Source organism: Clostridia bacterium (genome assembly GCA_012840125.1).
Lineage (GTDB): Bacteria > Bacillota > DULZ01 > DULZ01 > DULZ01 > DULZ01.
Genome location: DULZ01000092.1, coordinates 19540 through 41535 on the forward strand (window position 1 = coordinate 19540; position 21996 = coordinate 41535).

The following is a 21996-nucleotide window of genomic DNA, read 5'->3' on the forward strand; positions in this document are numbered from 1 at the left end:
AGGGGGTGAATGCGGTGATGCGCTCTGTAAGAGAGAGGGTGGAGATTATCCAAGGCGACATTACCAAGCTGGCTGTAGACGCCATTGTCAATGCGGCCAATAACAGCTTGCTGGGAGGCGGCGGTGTGGACGGGGCCATTCACCGGGCAGGTGGGCCGGCTATTCTGGAGGAATGCATGAAGATCCGGGAGAAACAAGGAGGGTGTCCTACCGGGGAAGCGGTGATTACCACGGGGGGAAACCTGCCCGCCAAATATGTCATCCATACCGTGGGGCCCGTGTGGCGGGGAGGAAACCGGGGAGAAGAGCAGTTGTTAAGAAATGCTTACCGGAACTCCTTGCGCCTGGCCGTGGAACACGGCGTAAAAACGGTGGCCTTTCCCAATATCAGCACCGGGGTATACGGCTATCCGAAAAGAGAAGCGGCTCAGGTAGCCCTGGACGAGGTGGTAAAGTTTCTCCGGGAAGACAGCCGGTTGGAGAAGGTTATCTTTGTGTGCTTTAACCGGGACAACTATGAGATTTACCGGGAAATCTTTGACCAATTGCCGAACTGAGCCTTTAAAACAAAAGTCCTGCGGCAGGAACGACTGCAGGACTTTTGTTTTAGGGTCTGGAGCTGAGGAAGGGATTCGAACCCTCGACCTATTGATTACGAATCAATTGCTCTACCGACTGAGCTACCTCAGCATGAAACTGTCTTTACATAAATCTTAGCTAAGGTACGGTTTTTTGTCAAGATTTAATGCAGAAGAGAATTAAGGAACTTGAGCACCGGATAAGCTTTATGACCAATATGAACGAAATATTGATGCCCTCCACGGGCTAATTTATTATAATACTCGAGAAGTTCAGACAATTCGCAAAACAGAACACGGTGCGAATGGATGAGCTTCCATATTTTAGAGAAATGGGGGTCAGTCATGCGAAACAGGAAACGGGTGTATCTCATCTTGGTACTGCTGTTAGGTTTGTCACTCCTGGTGGCAGGCTGTGGAGGCGGTGGAAACACCAGTTCTACACCGGCTCCGTCGGACAACCAGGGGGGAGAAACGTCAGCGGCAGGAGACAGGAGTAATTGGCCGTCTTCTTTAACCATCGGTTCTGCATCCATTGGCGGTGTGTACCATGTGTATGCCGGTGGTTGGGCACAGGTCATTGAAAAAGCTCTGAGCATCCCCACTGGGGTAGAAGTTACCGGCGGGCCCAATCACAACATGCAGCTGGTGCAAAATGGAGCCGTGGAATTAGGTATGGTCACCATGGGACCCGCTTGGGAAGGCTGGCACGGTGAAGGCGACTGGACTAACGGCGTCCAGCACCGGGATGTCAGGGTGATCTTCCCCATGTATAACACTTATTCCCAGTGGTGGGCTACCAAGGACTCCGGTATTAAGAGCATTTATGATTTAGAAGGTAAGATAGTGGGCGTGGGCCCGGCCGGCGGTACATCCGGTACCTACCATCCAAGGATCTTGGAACTGCTGGGCATCAAAACTACGAACCGCTTGGCCGGATTGAGTGACCTGGTGACCCAACACTTGGACGGCCAGCTTGATGCCAACAGTTTCGCTTCCGGTATCCCCGTGGCCGGTGTGCTGGAAACCGCAGCTCAAAAGGAAATCGTGCTGTTCGGTATTGACGGGGAAGCCAGGGAGAAGGTCATTGCGGAATGGCCGTACTGGAGCCCGGCGACCATCCCTGCTGATGCCTATGACTTCTTGGAGGAAGATGTAGAAACCATCGGCATTTGGAATATGGCTATAGCGCACAAAGACCTGCCTGATGACCTGGTGTATGAAATCGTGAAAGCTGTGTTCGAACATCATGAGGACCTGGTCCTGACCCACAGCTCCGCCGTGGAGACGGTTCCGGAAAACATCGTGCACAATACTTGGATGTGGATGCATCCCGGTGCTATCAAGTATTTTGAAGAATTGGGCATCGAACTGCCTGCCGAAGTGTATCCGCCTGAGTATCAAAAGTAAGGGGACAAGTGCGGCCTTTCCAAGGCCGCATTTCCTCACCGAAGATTCTTGAGAGAAGGGAGTGCCGGTATGACGACTAAAAGCAAGGGTAGCAGCACGGAAGAATTGTCAGCCAAATTGACGCAGGATCCCATCGAACTGGAACCGGATCTGGAAGCGGAAAACAGCATTTTTCGCAACTTGTCAGGGGGCATGGCTAAATTTGTGGCAGTGTTCGGTGCGCTGGTGGCGTTGTTCCATATCATTGTCTTGCGATTTTATCCCTTAGAGACCTGGACTTTTCGTATCCTCCATATTGCCAGCTTGTCCGTACTGGGGTTTCTGTTGGTTCCCGGTTGGGCCAAAGCCAAGCATAAAGTGCACTGGCTTGACTGGATAATGGCCGGCTTAAGTGTGGTTGTTTGCGCTTACGTTCTGTATAACCTGGAGCAGCTGCGGTACCGGGCGGGTGTGCTCCCGGAGACGGCCGATTTTGTGATTGCCTTGATCGGAGTTATTCTTGTGTTAGAATTGACCAGGCGTACGGCCGGGAACTCTTTGCCCATCCTGGCCATCGTCTTCATTCTTTACGCTTTCATGGGACCCTACTTGCCGGGTGTTTTAAAGCATAAAGGATATACCTTGGAACGCTTCTTCACTTACATTTACAGCTTAGACGGTGTATTCAGCGTACCTACTGATATTTCGTCCAGGTACATCATCCTCTTTATCATTTTCAGTGCCTTCCTGCAGTATTCCGGGGTGGGAAGGTACTTCGTGGAATGGGCTTTCTCCATTAGCGGCCACCTGCGGGGCGGCCCGGCCAAAGTGGCGGTGGTATCCAGTGCTTTGATGGGAACCATGAACGGTACTTCGGCCGGTAATGTGGTGGCGACGGGTAGCTTGACCATTCCCTTGATGAAGAAGGTGGGTTATTCACCCCAGTTCGCCGCAGCCACGGAAGCGGTGGCTTCCACCGGTGGGCAGATCATGCCCCCTGTGATGGGTGCCGGTGTGTTCATTATGGCGGAGTTGACCGGCATACGCTATCAGACCATCATGGTTTCCGCCATTATTCCGGCGATCCTGTATTTCCTTTCCGTCTATTTCATGGTTGACCTGGAAGCAATTAAACAAAAGCTCTTCGGCTTGCCGCGGCATATGCTGCCCAGTTTCACTAAAGTCATGAAGCAGAGCTACTTGTTCCTGCCGGTAGTGGTGTTGTTTGCCTTGCTGCTGTCCGGTAAATCAGTTACCTATGCCGGCTTCTATGCCATTGTCAGCAGCCTGGTGATCAGCTGGCTCAGCAAGGATAACCGCATGGGCTTAAGTAAGATATTTACTGCTCTGGAGGCCGGGGCCAAAGGTTCCATTCAGCTGATGGCCGTTTGTGCAGCCGCCGGTATTATCATGGGCGTGATTTCCTTGACGGGTGTCGGTTTGAAAGTCTCGTCCCTGCTGCTGGCCATTGCCGGTACCAGCAAGTTGGCGGCATTGTTATTCACCATGGTCGTGGTCATTCTGTTGGGCATGGGTATGCCCACCACCGCTGCCTATGCCGTGGCGGCGTCCGTCATGGCCCCCGGTTTGATTAGGATGGGGGTCGAGCCCCTGATTGCTCACATGTTCATTTTCTATTTCGCCTGCCTGTCCGCCATTACACCGCCGGTGGCATTGGCCGCCTATGCCGGCGCGGGCATCAGCGGGAGCGATCCTATGAAAACCAGCTTTACCTCCTTTAGATTAGGTATTGCTTCTTATATTGTACCTTTCATGTTCTTCTATGCTCCCGAGCTCTTAGCCATGGGGGACTGGAACATCATCGTGCTCAGGACTGGTACAGCGGCCATCGGTGTCTACGCCCTGGCCTGTTCCATGCAAGGATGGTTTATGGGACCCCTGAACCTGGTCATGCGCGTCCTGTTCTTCGGGGCTGCTTTGAGTTTGATTACGCCTAGTGTATTATTTGATGTCGCCGGGCTGGTGTTCTTAGTGTGCTGTTTCTTCTTCCGGAAGATGGTGCAAAAGGATCGAGGTTCGGCCCAGGTCAGTTCCGTGAGCAATTAGAGATATAGAGGAACTGCTGCCAAGGGGCCTTCTGGTACTTGGAACATGCTCCTCCTATGTAAAGTATACAGCCACCGCCTGTCAAGGATTGGCAGGGCGGTGGCTGTATACTTCATCGCCAGGTGATTTTGGGCGCATTTCTTTTCGGAATGCGGCGATAGGTGCGTAAGGGATAACCGAGGAGCAAAGTGCCTGGCACGCGATGGTCCTCCGGGATGCCCAGGGCTTCCGTCAAGGGAGGATACACATTGGCGGCGGTAGTGAAATAGCCGGCCCAGCAAGCCCCGATACCCATGGCATAGGCAGCGATCTCTAAGTACGTTAAGGCTATGACGCAATCGGTAGCGGATGAAGCGACTTTTTTAGGGGCGTGGGCTACCAACAAGTGGGGCGCATGGTGACATACCCGGTCATGACCCTGGTCCCAATAATGCACAATGTGAGGAAAAGCCAAAGCCTGAGCTGTCTCCGGCTTGTTCTTAATCATGTATTTCATCCAATCCACCACTAAACCTGCCAGTCTTCTTACCTCCGCAGGCTTCTCCACCACAATCCAGTTTACCGGCTGCAAGTTGTGCCCACTGGGTGCATAAGCGGCGGTTTCCAGGAGCTTTTGCAAAACCCGGCGGTCAATGGTGCTGTCTTTGAAAGCACGAATGGAACGCCTGGCCTTGAGCAGGTGTTCTATTTGAGTTGAAGAGGGGAGGGCCTCCTGTTGGACGGGAGGACATTCCTCCGGAGGACAGAATGACCAGCCGATGGCGGCAGCGGGACAGATGGCTATACAATGACCGCACTGCAGGCAGAACTTTTCACCGCCTGCCGGGATGGTGGGAAAACTGCCCTTCCCTTCCCACCGGATAATGCCGGCAGGGCACTCGCCGGCGCAGAGGCCATCCTGTTTACATTTGTCGAAAGAAATGGTAAAATAATTCATTATTACTTCCCCTTTCGCATATTTTGTAAAAAAATGAATTTACAGACAAGTGATTAAACTTGATCCCGGACAGTAGTATCTCATAACTGCCGGCATTTGCCAACGGCAAAGTGATTATTATAACGAGTTAAGGTTCGTCCATGAGGAGGCGCGACAGGATGCGGAGAAAAATTGCCATCGAGCTGCTGGTTATTGCCTTTCTGTTCTTAACTGTGCCCAGTTTACTGGTAGGTATTGCTAGTTACCGGGTAGCGAAAGGCGAACTGGACCAGCTGGGGGCCAGGGCCTTGCAAAACCAGGTCACCATGGCGATGCGGCTCCTGCAGGGGCTCGATTATTGTGTCCAAGAAGGGCACATGTCCCTGGCAGAGGCCCAAGAAAGGGCGAAAGCATTGCTGATCGGTGAGCAAAACCCCGACGGCACCAGGTCCATTAGCCTGAAATCAGGTTTTGGCGAAAGCGATTATTTTTACGTTTTGGATGCCCGGGGTATGATGCTCGCTCATCCCAACAGTGAGGGAGAGGATTTCTGGTTAAAACAAACCGAGGATGGGATATATTTCATCCAGGAGATCATTGCCAAGGCCCAAGGCGGGGGCGGTTTCACTTACTATGACTGGCCCTTACCCCATGACTTGTCCACCTGGGCGCCGAAAGTGGCTTACGGTGAACTAGAGCCCAACTGGGGCTGGATTGTAGTGACCGGATCCTACCTGCGTGACTTGAACAGCGGAGCTGACCGCATTCTCGATTTTATTCTCCTGGTGCTGGCCGGGTGCTTGTTGGTCGGTACCCCCTTCGTCCTGTTATTCTCCCGGCAGTTCGCCAAACCGCTGATGGAAGTCACCGATCGCCTGTCCAAGATCAGTGAAGGGGTGCTCGGTGGAGATCCCGTGGTCGTCAAGCACAAGAATGAAATCGGTGTCATGGCCCGGGCTTTAAATCACATGGAAGGGAACCTGCGCGGTTTGGTGGCGGGTATTGTAGAAGCGGCCCGGCAAGTGGCCTCCATTAGCGAAGAAATGTCCAAGGCCTCCGAGGAAACGGGTAATGCCGCGGAAGAAATTGCCTCCGTCATTGAGGAGATTCACTGCGGGATGGATGAGCAGCTGAGACATGTGCACAACACCCAGACGATCATCCAAGAGGTGACCGGCGGTGTATTCGTGGTGAGCGAAAGCAACAAGGAAATCGCCGCCGCTACCGCTGAGGTATCCCGCATGGCGGCTCAGGGAGAACTCCAGCTGCAGGAGACGATGAAACAGATGGATACTATCGCCCGCGTCACCCAAGAAACCGCTGTCGCGGTAGGGCAGTTGGGAGATCATTCACGGCAGGTGGAATCCTTCCTGGCGATGATCCGGGATATTGCCGGGCAAACGAACTTACTGGCTTTGAACGCTGCCATTGAAGCGGCCAGGGCCGGTGCTGAAGGCCGCGGTTTTGCCGTGGTGGCGGATGAGGTGCGCAAGCTGGCTGACGAAAGCCAGCAGGCGGCCAATGAGATTGCCGCGGTAGTGCAGGAAATCCTGCGGCAGCTGTCGGTGACGGAGGCAGCCATCAGGGAAAGCAACCGGGAAGTCATGCGGGGGCTGGAGACCATCACCAAGACCAGGGAAGCTTTTGACGGTATCCTGGCAGCCATTCAGGCCGTTTCCCAGCGGGTAGAGGGAGCTGTGGCCGCATCCGAGAAGATCGAAGCCGGTGCCGTGCAACAGTCTGAAGCCATGGACAGCATGGTGAATATTATCACCGAGATTTCGCAAGGCATGGAGAAAGCATCCGTTTCTTCGGAAGAACAAGCCGCGGCGGTGGAGGAAATCTCCGCTTCCGCCAATGTCTTAGCCCAGACTTCCCGTAATTTGCTGTCGGCGGTAGCCAACTTTAAAATTAAGTGAAAATTATAGTAGACAAGGCGGTCATGAATAATTATACTATGTAATGAATAAATATTGATTAGAGGGAAGTGCATGCCATGAAACAAAAGGTCAAAGTTATCATTATGGGTGCTGCCGGTAGGGATTTTCACAATTTTAATGCCTATTTCAGGGATAATGAGAATTACGAAGTGGTGGCTTTCACGGCAACCCAGATCCCCGATATTCACGGGCGGAAATATCCGCCTGAGCTGGCCGGCAAATTGTATCCAGACGGTATTCCCATTTATGACGAAGCTGAGTTGGAGCGTCTTATTAAGGCCCATGATGTAGATCAAGTTGTTTTTGCTTACAGCGACGTCTCCAACCAGTATGTCATGGAGAAGGCCGCCCTGGTGATGGCCAGCGGCGCTGATTTCCGCCTCATGGGTCCCAAGACCACCATGCTGGAGAGCAAAGTGCCCGTGGTCGCCGTCTGTGCCGTCCGGACCGGCGTCGGCAAGAGCCAGACCACCAGGCGCGTGGCCGGAATTTTAAGGGCCATGGGCAAGCGCGTGGTGGCGGTGCGCCATCCCATGCCCTACGGGGATTTAGCCAAGCAAGCCTGCCAGCGCTTTGCCTCCTATGAGGACCTGGATAAGCATGAATGCACCATTGAAGAGCGGGAAGAGTACGAACCTCACCTGGATAACGGCTGCGTCGTGTACGCAGGAGTTGACTACGAGCAAATCCTGCGCCAAGCGGAAGCGGAAGCGGATATCATCCTGTGGGACGGGGGGAACAACGATTTTCCTTTTTACAAGCCGGACGTCATGATTACCCTGGTGGACCCCCACCGGCCCGGCCATGAATTGACCTATCATCCCGGGGCCACCAACCTGCGCTTGGCTGACATTGTGATTATCAATAAAATCGAGACCAGCAATCCGGAGCATGTGGACCTGGTCAGGGCCAGTATCCAAAAGGTGAACCCCCAGGCCCTGGTGGTCGATGCCGCTTCGCCGATTTATGTGGAAAACGGTTCATGGCTGCAGGGTAAGAGAGTACTGGTGGTGGAAGACGGTCCCACTTTAACCCACGGCAGCATGGCTTACGGGGCCGGTGCCATCGGAGCGCGGAAGTTTGGAGCTAAAGAGCTAATCGATCCCAGGCCTTATGCGGTGGGCAGCATTAAGGATACTTTCGCCAAGTACAATCACTTGTCTTACATCCTGCCGGCCATGGGTTACAGCAAGATTCAACTGGAAGAACTGGAAGCTACCATTGCCGCCATTGATGCCGATGCGGTAGTGATCGGTACTCCCATTGATTTAACTAGAGTGATCAGGATCCAGCAGCCTACGGTCAGGGTCCGGTATGAGTTACAGGAAATCGGGGAACCGAACTTGGAAGAACTGCTGAAATCCAAATTGCAGCTTTAGTGTCCGGTATCTTTGCCGGACATTTTTCATTGTCCTGATGCAGGTATCGCCTCAAGGACATCGTATTTAATTTGATAGAGATAAATGTCCAATGAATTGCAGCAGCGGGAGAGCCGCATGACAACAATGATGTGAGCCGGGAGGAAAAAATGGACCTGGAGAAGCTGATCAGCCTTGGTGCTGTTAGGAAATTTGATGAAGGAGACACCATCTTCCGGGAAGGAGATATCGTCTCCGAAATGTTCATTATTCTTTCCGGCCGGGTAGGGGTATTTCGCAGTTCCCCCGCCGGCCGGCCGGAGAAATTAATGGTCTTGCAGCAAGGAGATTTTCTGGGCGACGTGGCGGTGACAGATGATATGCCGGAGAACGTGTCCGCGATAGCAGAAAGCCAGGTGATCGCTATCAGTATCGCCAGAGAGGATTTCCCATTTTTCGTGAAGGAGATGCCGGATCTGGCCCTGTCGGTGATTAAGAGCCTGGCGGGAAAGGTGCGGCTGTTGGAGCAAAGAAGCAAGCCCGCCCCGGAGGAGAAAGGTGCTTCCGTACCGGTGGGCGATGCCCAAACGGCAGCGGGGCAAAGCTTGTCCAAGGGGGTTGCCCCAGGTTCTCTCGTGTGGCCGGAAGGGCATAAAACATATCAGATTTATGCTCCCGAGACTGACAAGCAGTATTACTACGAAAAAGAAGTGTCCTGCCCTGTGTGTGAAAGCAGTTTCAGGACTAAAATCCCCAGGATGACTAAACTGCGGTTGGAACGAAGGGATCACGATCTGAGAGAAATATACGCGGATTTTAATCCCTTATGGTATACGATTCGTACTTGTCCTTTCTGTTATTTTAGCGAAAACTACGTCGATTTCGATAAGTATCACCGGCTGAGTAAAAATGCTTTACAACCTTATCAAGAAAAGGCAGCCCAGCTGCGGGGGCGTTTTACCCTGCCCCCTGCGGAACCCCTCGGCATCGACAGGGTCTTTGCCGGTTATTATTTGGCTTTATATTTCAAGGATGAAGATAAAGATAATCCTTTAGCCATAGCCAAACTGTACATGTCCTTGTCCTGGCTTTACCAGGATATCGGTGATGTAGAGTGGTATGAACGTTCCTGGCAAAAGGCTTTTGCATATTACCGGGAGGCTTATTATAATAGTACGGTAAAGCTAAAGCCGGAACATGAACAGCAGTTGTCCATTATTCTAGGCGAGCTGCACCTGCGCCGGGGAGAAAGAAAGGAAGCTTTGCAGCATTTCTACCGGGCTATCCGGCGAGGGGATGGCACACCCTACTACAACAACCTGGCCAGGGAGCGGTACATGGAAGTTAAAGAAATGGCTTAGGGTGAAAAACTTTTGACAGGTTAAGTTTTTTGTTATAATAAAGCTATAATATAATTGTAATTATTATATTGAAATCTCTAAGGAGGGGTGGCGATGGAACACAGGGCCGCCTATGCCCAAGTTGTGGTAGAAATCGCTGACCGGAAAGTTGACCGCCCCTTCCATTATTATATTCCTCCCGAGTTGAAAGAAGCCGTGCAGCCGGGGGTGCGAGTCCTGGTACCCTTTGGACACCGGCAGTTGGAAGGATATGTAATCGGCCTTGCGGATCAAGCGGATGTATCCGAAGTGAAGCCTATTTTGGCAGTGGTAGAAGGGGAACTTTCCATCCAACCGGAACTGCTGCGGCTGGCTCGCTGGATGGCTGTTTATTACATGTGTCCCCTGGTCACGGTCCTGCAAGCTTTTTTCCCGCGGGGAAAGAGAACTAAGCAAAAGGAACTATGGTGTTATTTAGAACCCTCCGCCACCGTGGAACAACTGGGCTTGGCGAAAAAGAGGGCACCGAAGCAAGGGGCTATCATAGACATCTTGCAGCAGTTTGGCTCTTTACCGGTGGGACAGGTCCTGAAGCTGGCGGACGCGGACCGGCGCAGTTTAATGTCCCTGGTGGATAAAGGGGTAGTGGTCATCCGGGAGGCAGAGGCGGCAGCCCCTGCCCAGGAGGAAGTGCCGGAAAAGCCGCCCAGGCTGACCGCGGCACAGGCCCGGGTGATGGAAGAGATCCGGCCGAAGTTGGTCCCCCCCCAGTACGAAGTTTTTCTGTTGCACGGGGTAACCGGCAGCGGTAAAACGGAAATCTACTTGCAGAGTTTGGCTCAAGCGGTGGAGGCAGGTTACCAGGGCATTGTCCTATTTCCGGAGATTTCCCTGACCACGCACCTGGTGGAGCGGTTTTACCGCCGTTTCGGCCGGCAGGTGGCTGTTTTACATAGCGGCTTGTCTGTAGGGGAGAGGCTGGCCACTTTAGACCGGATAAGCTCTGGGCAAGTGCCCGTCGTCGTAGGAACCAGGTCGGCGGTTTTTGCCCCGGCCCCTAAACTGGGATTGATTATCCTGGATGAGGAACATGAAACCAGTTACCGGCAAGAGGCAGTGCCCAAGTATCATGCCCGGGAAGTAGCCATTGCCAGGGCCTTTATTCATAAAATCCCCGTGATCCTGGGCAGTGCCACTCCTTCGTTGGAAAGCTATCATCGAGCCAGGCAGGGAAAATACAAGCTCCTGGTGATGGAAGAACGAGTGGAACAAAAACACCTACCTCAGGTCCTGGTAACGGACATGCGGTCCGAATTAAAAGAAGGTAATGCAAGTGTGTTCGGCAAGCTGCTGCAGGAAAAGCTGCAGGAACGCTTGGAGAGCAAGGAACAGGCCATTCTCTTTTTGAACCGGAGAGGATATGCCAATTTATTTCACTGCCGGGATTGCGGCCAAGTGATTAAATGTGCCAGGTGTGATGTCTCTTTAACCTATTACGCCAAGCAGCATTGCCTGAAGTGCCATTACTGCGGTTATGTGCGTCCCGTGCCGGCGGCATGCCCGGTTTGCGGCAGCTCCAGGGTCAGACCCTTAGGGGCAGGGACGGAGAAGGTGGAACAAGAGCTGCGGCGCTTGTTTCCTGAGGCTAAAGTGGTCAGGCTTGACAGTGATACCGTTGGTCGCAAAGGCGATTATTACCGGTTATGGGAAATGTTTCAAAGACGGGAAGCGGATGTGATGATCGGCACCCAGATGGTAGCCAAGGGCTTGGATTTTCCCGGGGTGACACTGGTAGGAGTGATCCTGGCGGACCAGATGTTGAATTTCCCGGACTTTCGTGCCAGGGAGAGGACTTTTCAGCTCCTGACCCAGGTGGCCGGCCGCGCCGGGCGAGGCAGCCGGCCGGGAGAAGTGGTGATCCAAACCTACGTCCCGGAAGACCCTACGATTCAAGCTGTGGTGCGGCACAATTACCGGGAGTTTTTTGCGCAAGAGGTTCACTTGCGCCAGCTCCTGAACTACCCGCCTTTCAGCCATATCCTGCGCATTCTGGTCCTTGGGCCTGACGAGGAAATGTGTGAAACCGGTAGTAAAGAAATTGCCGACCAAATAAACTATTACCGGGGAGCGGTAGATGTAACCTTATTTGGCCCGGCCCCGGCACCTGTGACGAAGATCAACAATGTCTATCGCTGGCAGTTGCTGTTGAAAGGTTTGGATTTAAAGAAAATGCGGCACCTGGTCGGCGCGTCCTTACGGGAAGTGGCGACCAAAGGGCGGCTGCCCAGGGGATTACGGATTAACCTGGATGTGGATCCTTTGGGCATGTTGTAAAAAGGAGGTAAATGAGTGGCTGTTTATCGTATCTTGGAGCTTGGCGATCCGGCGCTGCGGGAAAAGAGCCAAGCAGTGACGAAATTCAATGCGTCCCTGGCGAAACTGTTGAACAACATGGCTGACACCATGTACGATGCCGACGGGGTGGGGCTGGCGGCGCCCCAAATCGGCGTGCTAAAGCGGGTCGTGGTGATCGATGTGGGGGATGGCCTGCTGGAACTGGTCAATCCGGAAATCATAGAGCAAGAAGGCGAGGAAATTGCCGTGGAAGGCTGCCTGAGCATTCCGGGGAAGCAAGGCAATGTTAAACGGGCCAGCCGGGTGAAGGTCAAGTACCAGGACCGGCACGGCAACGAACAATTGGTGGAAGGTGAGGGCCTGTTGGCCAGGGCATTGCAGCATGAAATCGATCATTTAGACGGCATTTTGTATATCGATAAACTGGTGGAGAACTGAGGTGTGGCAGTCTTGCGCATAGTATTTATGGGAACGGCTGATTTTGCTGTTCCTTGTCTGAAAGCTCTTCATGGAGCAGGCTATGAGATCGCCGGTGTCGTGACCCAGCCGGACCGGCCCAAAGGGAGGGGCAGGAATCTTTCGCCCCCGCCGGTGAAAGAGGCGGCTCAAGCCCTGGGGTTACCTGTGTTCCAGCCGGAAAAGGTCAAGGCCCCGGAGAGCATCAAAAGGATAGAAGGTATGCAGCCCGATTGTATTGTCGTGGTAGCTTACGGGCAGCTGCTGCCGGATGCGCTGCTGGAGTTAGCCCCTTACGGTTGCATTAACGTTCATGCCTCCCTGCTGCCCGAATACCGGGGTGGGGCACCCATGCACCGGGCCATTATGGACGGCAAAGAGAAAACCGGTGTGACTACCATGTTTGTGAGCCGGAAATTGGATGCCGGTGATATCATTCTCCAGTCCCCGCGCCTGATTCCGGAAGAGATGACGGTCGGGGAACTGCATGATCTGCTGGCGGCAGACGGTGCCCAACTGCTTTTGGAAACCTTGGCGCTCCTGCAGAAGGGTGAGGCCCCCAGGCGACCGCAAGAGGAGGAAAAGGCTACCTACGCGCCTCTTTTGACCAGGGCGGATGAGTGGATTGATTGGCGGCGACCGGCCAAGGAGGTTGCCAACCAGGTGAGAGGCATGGATCCCTGGCCCGGTGCTTACACCCGCTGGCAAGGAAAAAACCTAAAAATCTGGAAGGCACAGGTGGTACCGCAGCTGGACGCCACCGGTGCACCGGGTACCGTGGTGGCGTTGGATCGGGCGGGTGTGCTGGTAGCTTGCGGCGATGGACAAGGGATCCTGGTGAAAGAGCTGCAGCTGGCAGGCAAGAAGCGCATGACAACGGAGGAGTTTATCAAAGGGAATCCTCTGGTGCCGGGCACCATCTTGGGATGTGATTGATTGACGGTGAAAAAAAGACTGTTTATCGCCCTTCTGTCGGTGAGTGTGCTTCTTTTGGGGGGCTTGCTCCTGTTCATCTGGTATTTGATGACCCACCAGGGGCTGCTCCTCAATCAAATACTAGTTACAGTACTGTTGGTTGGTACCGCCGGGTTTCTTGCCCTGGTAGGCTTGGGCATCCTTTTCCTGGTGATTACCCTTTGGAGTGCGGGAGGGATTCATACCCCGCAAAACATCATGATTCTCGCGGTGAACAGGCTCTTTCCCCTGGCTTTAAGCGTGGGGACCTTGTTGGGCATTGACCGGGAAAAAATCAGGGCATCCTTCATTGCCGTGAACAACCAGCTGGTGCGGAGCCGGGGTGTCCAGGTTAAGCCGGAAGAGATCTTGATTCTCGTGCCCCATTGCCTGCAGTGGAGTGACTGCCCCCATAAGATCACCGTCGCCGTGAACAACTGCCGCGAGTGCGGTAAATGCCCCATCGCGGACCTGAAAAGCTTAGCCCGGCGCTATGGGGCTAACCTGGCGGTAGCCACGGGAGGGACCCTGGCCCGGAGTTTTGTGGAGTTTTACCGGCCCAAGGCCATTGTGGCGGTGGCTTGCGAAAGGGATTTGACCAGCGGTATCCAGGACGTGCCTCTACCGGTCATGGGGGTACTGAATGCACGGCCTAATGGACCTTGCTTTAATACCAAGGTTGATGTGGCGGAAGTGGAAAAGCACTTGAGAGCCTTTACCGGTGGATTTGCCCTGGAAAGCTCTTTTTCGAAAGGTATTCCTATATAATGATATAAAAACAGGTTGTAAGGAGGTAGATGAAAATGCCGATGCCTTTACTTTTCGACTGGACGATGATCATTTTAATCCCGGCCATCCTGGTATCCATGTACGCTCAGTTTAAGATACAGAGCGCCTACTCCCAGTGGTCTCAGGTAAGAGCTGCCAGCGGGGTCTCGGGCGCCATGGTGGCCAGGGAGCTCCTGCGCCAAGCGGGTATTTATGATGTGGAAGTGGAAATGATCCAGGGGCATTTGACAGATCATTATGATCCGCGCAGCAAGAAGCTCCGGCTCTCCCCGGAAGTGTACAACGGCAGTTCCATTGCTGCCCTGGGGATAGCGGCTCATGAAACCGGCCACGCGGTGCAGCACGATGTGGGTTATTATCCCCTGGCTTTGAGAAACAGCCTGGTGCCGGTGGCTAACCTGGGTTCCAATTTGGCTTTCCCGTTAATCATCATCGGACTGCTGCTGGGCAGCCCGGCGCTGGCCATTTGGGGTGTCTATGCTTTTACGGCGGTGGTCTTGTTCCAGCTGGTTACCCTGCCGGTGGAGTTTAACGCTTCCAGCCGGGCGGTGGCATTGCTGGAGGGAAGCGGCTTCATCACCAGAAATGAAGTCAAACCTACGAAAGCGGTGCTCAATGCCGCAGCCCTGACTTATGTAGCGGCTGCGTTAACGGCGGTCTTGAATCTTGTCAGGTTGCTGATTATCGCCGGAGTGTTAAGAAGAGATGAGTAAGCATTCCAGTCGTGGAGGAACAAACAGGCAGCGCCGCGGGAAAAGGCAGGATGCCAGGGGTCTGGCCGTGGAGACCTTGATCGATATCTTGGAAGATGGTGCCTACGCCAATATTGCCGTGCATGACCGTTTACAACAAACCCAGTTATCAGGCCCCGAACGGGGTCTTTTTACTGAACTGGTTTACGGTGTTGCCCGCACCAGGCAGACCTTGGACTGGGCTTTGAGCCGGTTCCTCAATCGCCGGCTGGACAGCTTGACACCGGCTGTGAGAAATATCCTGCGGTTGGGGGCCTACCAGCTGATGTACCTGGAGCGGGTCCCACCCCGGGCGGCTATTCATGAGGCAGTGGAGCTGGCCAAAGTTTACGGCCATCAAGGAGTGGCCGGCCTGGTAAACGGGGTTTTGCGCAGTTTGCTGCGCAACCTGAACCGGCTGCCCTTCCCATCCCTGGCGGCAGAGCCGGTGAAACATATCGCTTTAAAATACTCTCACCCGGAGTGGTTGGTGGAGCGCTGGCTGGCTGCTTACGGGCAAGAAGGTACTATTAGACTGTGTGAATATAACAATAGACCGGCGCCTTTGACCGTGAGGGTGAACACTTTGAAAACAACCAAAGAGGAGCTGCGCCGGCGGCTGGTGGCAAAAGGAATGGAAGTGGCGAACAGCCGCTATGTGCCGGAAGCACTGCTGGTAGAAAACTGGCCTGGGCTGGAACAGGTGGAAGAGTTCGCCCAGGGTTTGTTCACCATGCAGGATGAAAGCTCCATGCTGGTGGCCCATGCCCTCAAGCCGGCCGGCGACGCTCTGGTGGTGGATGCTTGCGCCGCACCGGGTACCAAGACGACCCACCTGGCGGAGCTCATGCAAGACCGGGGGAAGATCCTGGCCTTTGATATTCATGCCCACAAGCTGCCGCTGATAAAGCAGGCGTGCCGCAGGCTCGGCATCACTTCGGTGGACACGCACCTGGGCGATGCCAGGGAACTCCCCCGTTTGGTCCCACGGCCTCCCTCATATATTTTGGTGGATGCGCCATGTTCCGGGCTGGGTGTGCTGGGAAGGAGGGCCGATGCCAGGTGGCGGAAGCAGCCGGAGCAACTGCGAGAATTGCCTGAACTGCAGCTGGCGATTTTGACAGCCGGGGGAAAGGCCCTGGCACCCGGCGGCGTGATGGTATACAGCACCTGTTCGATCTCTCCCGAAGAAAACCAGGTCGTGGTGCGCCGGTTCCTGGCAGAAAACCCGGGGTTTGTCCTGGAAAACCTGCAGCCCTATGTCCCTTTTACTCCGGAGCGGGAAGAGGACCGGCAGCTCATGGGGGAAGGGATGCTGCAGCTGCTGCCCCATGTGCATGGCGTTGACGGTTTTTTCATGGCCCGCTTGCGAAAACTGACTTAATTTTGCCCGGGAAAAGTCTGGTGAGGGAGTTTTTGGTTCATAATATGGATATAGGGCGAGGAAAGGAAAACAGGATGAACAAGCCACACGTACGTAATCTCCCATGGGATGAGTTGGACAAGATCATGAAGGAGCTGGGGGAGCCGGCTTTTCGCAGCAGGCAGCTTTTCCAGTGGATTCACCAGAAAGGGATTACCTCCTGGGAAGAAATGACGGACCTGCCGAAAAAGTTGCGAATGTGGTTCGCGGAACATTTCAGCATTGAGGGACTTCCCGTGATCCGGCGGCTGGCATCCAGGCAGGACGATACGGTTAAGTACTTGCTGCGCTTGCCGGACGGTGAACTGGTAGAAACGGTCTTAATGTCTTATGATCCCCCGGAAGGCAAACAACGGCGTACCCTATGCGTATCCACTCAGGTGGGCTGCCCGTTAAAATGTGCCTTCTGTGCCACCGGACAATCAGGGTTCACCAGGAACCTGGAAGTACATGAGATACTGGGACAAGTACTGGCGGTCAACCGGGACCTGGTGTCGGCGGGCCAAGCGCCGGTTTCCAACCTGGTATTCATGGGGATGGGGGAACCTTTCCTCAATTATGAAAACCTGGTGCAAGGAATTCGCCTGCTGCACCATCCCCTGGGGCTGAACATCAGTTGGCGGAGGATCTGTGTGTCCACCAGCGGCATCGTGCCGGGGATCTATCGCTTGGCAGATGAGGGAATGCCCCTGGTGCTGGCTGTCTCCCTCCACGCACCGAATGATGAATTGCGCAGCCGGCTTATGCCGGTTAACCGCCGGTATCCCTTGGAGGAACTGGTGGCGGCTTGTCACTACTGGGTCCAAAGAACCAACCGGCGCATTACTTTTGAATATATCTTACTGGGCGGCGTGAATGACAGCTTGGCTCACGCGGGAGAACTGGTAGGGCTGTTGAAAGGCCTGTTGGCCAATGTAAACTTGATTCCTTTTAATCCCGTTAGCGACGGTCCTTTTGTCAAGCCTTCGAGGAATAAGGTTATGGCTTTCCGGCAATACCTGGAGGACCATGGGGTGACCGCCGTGATCAGGGAAGAAAAAGGCGGTGACATCGAAGCTGCTTGCGGTCAATTACGCAGGAGAGAAATGAGGGGATAAACCTTGATTTCCAGATTTGAAGATTTCCTAGGAACACGGTTGGAAGGGATTTTCCGGCGGGCTTTCCCGCGTCCCTTAGAGCCGGGTGACCTGGCCCGGGCCCTGCATAAACAAATGCTCAAGCAACGCTTAAAAAGCATCAAGTATACTTATGTCCCCAATTTCTATTTGATCCGGCTTCATCCTAGAGACTACCAGAGTTTTGCCCCCTACCAGCATTCCCTGCTGGGGGAATTGGGTGAATACTTGGAGAAAAAGGCGAAAGAACGGAATCTGTATCTCATCAAGCCTCTGGATATTAAACTGGATTGTGATGCGGAGATTCCACCGGGAAAAATCAAGGTATTCGGCAGGCTGCAGGAAGGTTTGGACTCTTTGGAGAAGAATTATTCCCGTGAGGACAATGATGGGGATACCCGCATTTTCCAGCGAGGCTGGGTGGAAAAGGAATTGGAGCCGGTTCTTTTGCGCTGGATGGTGGAAGTGACGGAAGGGGTGGACAAAGGCAAGTCTTTCGTGCTGGCCAAGTATCGCAATGTCATTGGTCGCAATCCCAGTGCGGATGTCAGTTTGCTGGACCCGGCAGTGTCCAGGTACCATGCCCAGTTGGAGTTGTTGGGACAGCAGGTACTGTTAACGGACCTCGGCAGCACCAACGGTACCATTTACCGGGGACAGCCGGTGGACAGCATTCTCTTGGAGACGGGAGAAGAATTCAAGGTAGGCAATAGTACGATCCTTTTACGGGAGTATGGCCATGATTAATGTGCTGGTGATCGTGGTGCTGCGGTTTATCCCGCTGCTCCTCCTGTTCATTTTTTGTCTCATGCTGTTCGGCCTGGTGAAGGGAGAATTAGTCCCGGGGAAAGCCAGGCGGCCTGTTTATTACCTGGTCGTCGACCGGGAACAGTCCGGTACTGAGCTGCCCCGGCGGGAAATACAGTTAATTGAAGAGACGGTTACCATTGGGCGATCCGGAGACAATCAAGTGGTACTGCCCGATCCCTATGTGTCCGGTCAGCATGCCAGGATCGAGCAAAAAGAGGGAGAGCTGTGGCTGATCGATTTGGGCAGCACCAACGGTACCTTTGTGAACGGGAAAAAAGTTAAGGGAAAAGTTAAGCTGAAACCGGAGGATTCCGTAATCATTGGCGGAATCCTTTTTAAGGTGGAAAAGGGGGGAGAATATGCAGACAGCGGTTCTGACCCACGTGGGGTTAGTAAGGCAGAGGAACGAAGATAGTTACGCCGTGTTGCCGGAGCACAGCCTGTTTGCCGTAGCGGACGGCATGGGAGGTCATCAAGCCGGGGAACTGGCCAGCAGCCTGGCCTTGAAAATACTAGGTGAACTGGTAGCTAGACCCCGGCAGGGAGAAGACTGCCGCGAGCAACTGGCTCAAGCCGTACAGGAAGCCAACCGGAGGGTGTATGAGCTGAGCCAAAAAGATGCCGACAAGCAAGGGATGGGGACGACGCTCACGGCGGTTTGGATTAAGGACGGGGTGGCACACCTGGCCCATATCGGCGACAGCCGTGCCTATTTGATCCGCAACTCTCAATTGAGCTTGCTCACCAACGACCATTCTCTGGTGGGAGAACTGCTCCGGCAGGGCAGCCTCACCCCCAGCGAAGCTCAATCCCACCCGCGCCGGCATGCTTTGACCCGGGCCCTGGGGATTGAAGCGGAAGTAAAAGTGGATACCAGGAGTATGACCTTAAACCAAAACGATCTCCTGTTCCTGTGTACCGATGGATTGACCAATCTGGTGTCCGATGAAGAAATCAACGCCGTTTTTGCGGAAACAGAAGGCTTGCAGGCGGCCCTGGAGAAACTGGTCCAGCTCTGTTTGAAGCGAGGGGCCCACGACAATATTACGATGCTGGCTATTCGCATGGATTAGGTGATGGTATGAACAGGCCCAGACGGCAAGAGGCTGTGTTGTTGGTGCCAGTAGTGGCGCTGCTCTTAGCGGGCGCCTGGTTGTATTATTTGCTGGATCCGGGGCCGGAGAAGCGAGTCTTGTTGGTGGGCGCTATTCTCCTGGGGTGTCTTTTTTATTTAATTCATTTCCTGTTAGTTTGGCAGGCGCCTGCGGCGGACTTGTTCATTCTACCGGCGGCAGCGATGCTCACCGGTTTGGGTTTGCTCCTTTTATACCACATCGATCCTAATTTGGCCTTGAAACAATGGTGGTGGACGGTACTCGGGTTAGTGGGCATGGCCTGCATAGTGATCGTGCTCAGGGATTATCACTGGCTCAGTGACTATAAATATACCTTCATGCTGTTAGGTTTGGTGTTTCTGGTCTTGACTGTCCTGGTGGGGGATGAAACAGGGGGTGCCCGGAGTTGGCTTAGCCTGGGGCAATTTCGTTTCCAGCCGGCGGAAGTAGTGAAACTCCTGGTCATTATTTTCATGGCCGCCTATTTAAGTGAGTACAAGGAATCCCTGGGGGGAGACCACGACAAGAACCCCTTCCGGCTGGATTGGCAAGGGATAGGACCGCTTTTGGTGACGGGCGGCCTCCTCTTGGTATTGCTCGTTTTCCAGAAGGACCTGGGAGCTGCCCTGATCTTTTTTGCCTTGATCCTGGCCATGCTCTATATTGCCTCCGGCAGGTCCTCTTTAGTGTTCTTGGGTTTGCTGGCATTTGGGGCCGCTTGTCTGGTGGCATATCATCTTTTTCCTCATGTGCAGACCAGGGTGGCTGTTTGGTATAATCCCTGGCCCTTAGCCGACGGTGCAGGATACCAGATCGTGCAATCCTTTTTTGCGCTGGCCCAAGGGGGAGTCTTTGGCATGGGCCTGGGGATGAGCCAGCCCAACTATATCCCGGCGGTGGCAACCGATTTCATTTTTTCCGTGGCCGGGGCGGAACTCGGCTTTCTGGGAGGGGTGTTAATACTATCTCTTTACCTGTTGATCAGTTGGAGAGGCATGAAAATCGCCGCCGGTGCGCCGGACGATTTTGGCTTAATGCTGGCGGCGGGACTGGCAATTCTCTTTGCCGTCCAAACCCTGGTGATCCTGGGTGGGATCCTGAAGCTCCTGCCTCTCACGGGAGTGACCTTGCCTTTGATGAGTTACGGGGGCAGTTCCCTTGTCATCACCTACGCCATGCTGGGGCTGTTAATCAAGCTGAGCTCCCTTTTTGCCGCCTCGGGAGGGAAGATGAAGGATGCGCCGTAATCTGCGGAAAACCTGGACGGTCATCGGGATCGCTTTTCTCGTCCTTTCACTGGCCCTGGCTCGCATCCAACTGCTGCAAAGGGAAACACTGGCGCGTCATCATTTTAATCGTTATACCATGGCCAAGGAAGCCGCGGTGCAGCGCGGTGAAATCTTTGACCGTCATGGACAACCTTTAGCGGTGTGGCAAGGAGAAGGCCAACGCCATTACCCCCTCGGCGCCGCCGGCAGCCATCCCGTCGGGTATTACAGCAGGACTTTAGGTGCCGCCGGGGTGGAACACTGGTTTGCCGGCACCCTTTTAGGGCAGGAAGGGTCACTGCGCTTCAAGAACGCTTGGCAAAGGTTAGCAGGCCGGAAAGGGCAGGGCTATAGTATCCAGCTCACCATCGATGCCGGTTTGCAGGAGTTGGCTTACCGGCTATTGCAAGGCAGGAGAGGTGCCCTGGTGGCCCTAGACCCCGGGACGGGGGAGATTCTGGCCCTGGTCAGTTCGCCCGGCTTTAACCCCGACACCGTTGACACCGATTGGGAGGTATACACTCAGGATCAGAACAACCCTTTGTTCAACCGGGCCGTTGCCGGAACCTATCCACCGGGATCTACTTTCAAACTGGTGGTGGCGGCTGCTGCTTTAGAGACGAATCCCGATGTGAAAGACAGGGAGTTTTATTGCCCCGGCTATATCGACATTGAGGGCCGGCGGTTGACATGTGCCAGAGCCCATGAACAGCTGGATTTGACCGAGGCCATCGCTTATTCCTGTAATGTGGTTTTTGCTCAACTGGGTTTGGAATTGGGTGAAGAAATTCTTAGGGACAAAGCCCGGGTACTTGGTTTTGAACAACCGCTGCTGGAACCTGTACCGGTAAAACCGTCGAGTTTGGGTGCCTCGCCCATGTCAGCCAACGGGCTGGCTGAGGCTGCCATCGGCCAGGGACAGGTACTGGTAACGCCGTTGCAGATGGCCCTGCTCACCGGTGCCATTGCCAATGACGGTGTGCTGGTATCACCTTCCTTGTTAAAAGGTAAGGCTGCCGGCGGCCAGGAGTTCTCGAACATAAGGGCCCTGCCCGGGGAGGTAAGGGTCATGAACAGGGAAGCGGCTGCTTATTTGCAGCAGGCCATGGTGGGTACGGTGTCTTTCGGGACCGGGTGGCAGGCCCAGCTCAGCGGCATCGAAGTAGCCGGCAAGACCGGCAGCGCGGAAAACCCCCATGGGCAAGCCCACGCTTGGTTTGTCGGTTTCGCCCCGGCCGGACAACCACGGATAGCCGTCGCCGTGGTGGTGGAAAACGCCGGCTCGGGAGGAGGAAACGGGGGGCCGATTGTAAAAGAATTAATCAATTATTTCTTAACCAGAGGACAATAAATGGTATATTATACTTAGGTTAAGATGGCAGTTACTTGCGC

The 21996-nt window shown here is 54.2% G+C and carries 19 protein-coding genes and 1 tRNA gene; 18 read left to right on the forward strand and 2 right to left on the reverse strand.

The window, feature by feature from the left end:
- Positions 1 to 17 precede the first annotated feature (17 nt).
- Positions 18 to 557, forward strand: coding sequence for an O-acetyl-ADP-ribose deacetylase (locus GXX34_10550; GenBank protein ID HHW07943.1), 540 nt, complete (start codon positions 18 to 20; stop codon positions 555 to 557).
- A gap of 57 nt (positions 558 to 614) precedes the next feature.
- On the opposite strand, the gene GXX34_10555 is transcribed toward GXX34_10550, so the two are convergent.
- Positions 615 to 690 (reverse strand) — tRNA-Thr (locus GXX34_10555).
- Between the two features lie 233 nt (positions 691 to 923).
- On the opposite strand from GXX34_10555, the gene GXX34_10560 reads away from it, so the two are divergent.
- Positions 924 to 1988: a TAXI family TRAP transporter solute-binding subunit gene (locus tag GXX34_10560; protein ID HHW07944.1), complete on the forward strand. Its 1065-nt coding sequence runs from the start codon at positions 924 to 926 to the stop codon at positions 1986 to 1988.
- Positions 1989 to 2057: 69 nt separating this feature from the next.
- Positions 2058 to 4034 (forward strand): TRAP transporter permease, encoded by a 1977-nt coding sequence (locus tag GXX34_10565; protein ID HHW07945.1) that lies wholly within the window; start codon positions 2058 to 2060, stop codon positions 4032 to 4034.
- A 112-nt stretch (positions 4035 to 4146) separates the two neighbouring features.
- Here the strand turns inward: GXX34_10565 and GXX34_10570 are convergent, their stop codons facing one another.
- Positions 4147 to 4971: a ferridoxin gene (locus GXX34_10570; GenBank protein ID HHW07946.1), complete on the reverse strand. Its 825-nt coding sequence runs from the start codon at positions 4969 to 4971 to the stop codon at positions 4147 to 4149.
- 158 nt (positions 4972 to 5129) lie between these two features.
- Between GXX34_10570 and GXX34_10575 the strand changes: the two genes are divergently transcribed.
- The 15 genes from GXX34_10575 to GXX34_10645 all read left to right on the forward strand — a co-directional run bounded on the left by GXX34_10575 (position 5130) and on the right by GXX34_10645 (position 21955).
- Complete coding sequence (locus tag GXX34_10575; GenBank protein HHW07947.1) at positions 5130 to 6869, forward strand: methyl-accepting chemotaxis protein; 1740 nt, start codon at positions 5130 to 5132, stop codon at positions 6867 to 6869.
- 77 nt (positions 6870 to 6946) lie between these two features.
- Positions 6947 to 8269, forward strand: a complete 1323-nt coding sequence (locus GXX34_10580) for a GTPase (GenBank protein ID HHW07948.1) — start codon at positions 6947 to 6949, stop codon at positions 8267 to 8269.
- A 149-nt stretch (positions 8270 to 8418) separates the two neighbouring features.
- Positions 8419 to 9609 (forward strand): DUF2225 domain-containing protein, encoded by a 1191-nt coding sequence (locus GXX34_10585; protein HHW07949.1) that lies wholly within the window; start codon positions 8419 to 8421, stop codon positions 9607 to 9609.
- 93 nt (positions 9610 to 9702) lie between these two features.
- Positions 9703 to 11922, forward strand: coding sequence for a primosomal protein N' (gene priA / locus GXX34_10590; GenBank protein ID HHW07950.1), 2220 nt, complete (start codon positions 9703 to 9705; stop codon positions 11920 to 11922).
- Between the two features lie 15 nt (positions 11923 to 11937).
- Positions 11938 to 12381 carry a peptide deformylase gene (def, locus tag GXX34_10595; protein ID HHW07951.1) on the forward strand — a complete coding sequence of 148 codons (444 nt, stop codon included), beginning with the start codon at positions 11938 to 11940 and terminating at the stop codon, positions 12379 to 12381.
- Positions 12382 to 12393: 12 nt separating this feature from the next.
- Positions 12394 to 13335: a methionyl-tRNA formyltransferase gene (locus GXX34_10600; protein ID HHW07952.1), complete on the forward strand. Its 942-nt coding sequence runs from the start codon at positions 12394 to 12396 to the stop codon at positions 13333 to 13335.
- Positions 13336 to 14121, forward strand: a complete 786-nt coding sequence (locus tag GXX34_10605; GenBank protein HHW07953.1) for a DUF116 domain-containing protein — start codon at positions 13336 to 13338, stop codon at positions 14119 to 14121. It begins immediately after the preceding gene.
- A gap of 41 nt (positions 14122 to 14162) precedes the next feature.
- Positions 14163 to 14855 carry a zinc metallopeptidase gene (locus tag GXX34_10610; protein HHW07954.1) on the forward strand — a complete coding sequence of 231 codons (693 nt, stop codon included), beginning with the start codon at positions 14163 to 14165 and terminating at the stop codon, positions 14853 to 14855.
- Complete coding sequence (rsmB, locus tag GXX34_10615) at positions 14848 to 16257, forward strand: 16S rRNA (cytosine(967)-C(5))-methyltransferase RsmB (protein ID HHW07955.1); 1410 nt, start codon at positions 14848 to 14850, stop codon at positions 16255 to 16257. Before GXX34_10610 ends, rsmB begins: the two co-directional genes overlap by 8 nt.
- Positions 16258 to 16331: 74 nt before the next feature.
- Positions 16332 to 17393, forward strand: coding sequence for a 23S rRNA (adenine(2503)-C(2))-methyltransferase RlmN (gene rlmN, locus GXX34_10620; protein ID HHW07956.1), 1062 nt, complete (start codon positions 16332 to 16334; stop codon positions 17391 to 17393).
- A gap of 3 nt (positions 17394 to 17396) precedes the next feature.
- Positions 17397 to 18158 carry a DUF3662 domain-containing protein gene (locus GXX34_10625; GenBank protein ID HHW07957.1) on the forward strand — a complete coding sequence of 254 codons (762 nt, stop codon included), beginning with the start codon at positions 17397 to 17399 and terminating at the stop codon, positions 18156 to 18158.
- Complete coding sequence (locus GXX34_10630; protein HHW07958.1) at positions 18151 to 18636, forward strand: FHA domain-containing protein; 486 nt, start codon at positions 18151 to 18153, stop codon at positions 18634 to 18636. The genes GXX34_10625 and GXX34_10630 overlap by 8 nt, the downstream gene beginning before the upstream one ends.
- Positions 18581 to 19294: a Stp1/IreP family PP2C-type Ser/Thr phosphatase gene (locus tag GXX34_10635; protein HHW07959.1), complete on the forward strand. Its 714-nt coding sequence runs from the start codon at positions 18581 to 18583 to the stop codon at positions 19292 to 19294. Before GXX34_10630 ends, GXX34_10635 begins: the two co-directional genes overlap by 56 nt.
- A 41-nt stretch (positions 19295 to 19335) precedes the next feature.
- Positions 19336 to 20583: an FtsW/RodA/SpoVE family cell cycle protein gene (locus GXX34_10640; protein ID HHW07960.1), complete on the forward strand. Its 1248-nt coding sequence runs from the start codon at positions 19336 to 19338 to the stop codon at positions 20581 to 20583.
- On the forward strand, positions 20573 to 21955 hold the full coding sequence (locus GXX34_10645) for a hypothetical protein (GenBank protein ID HHW07961.1): 1383 nt from the start codon (positions 20573 to 20575) through the stop codon (positions 21953 to 21955). Before GXX34_10640 ends, GXX34_10645 begins: the two co-directional genes overlap by 11 nt.
- Positions 21956 to 21996 lie beyond the last annotated feature (41 nt).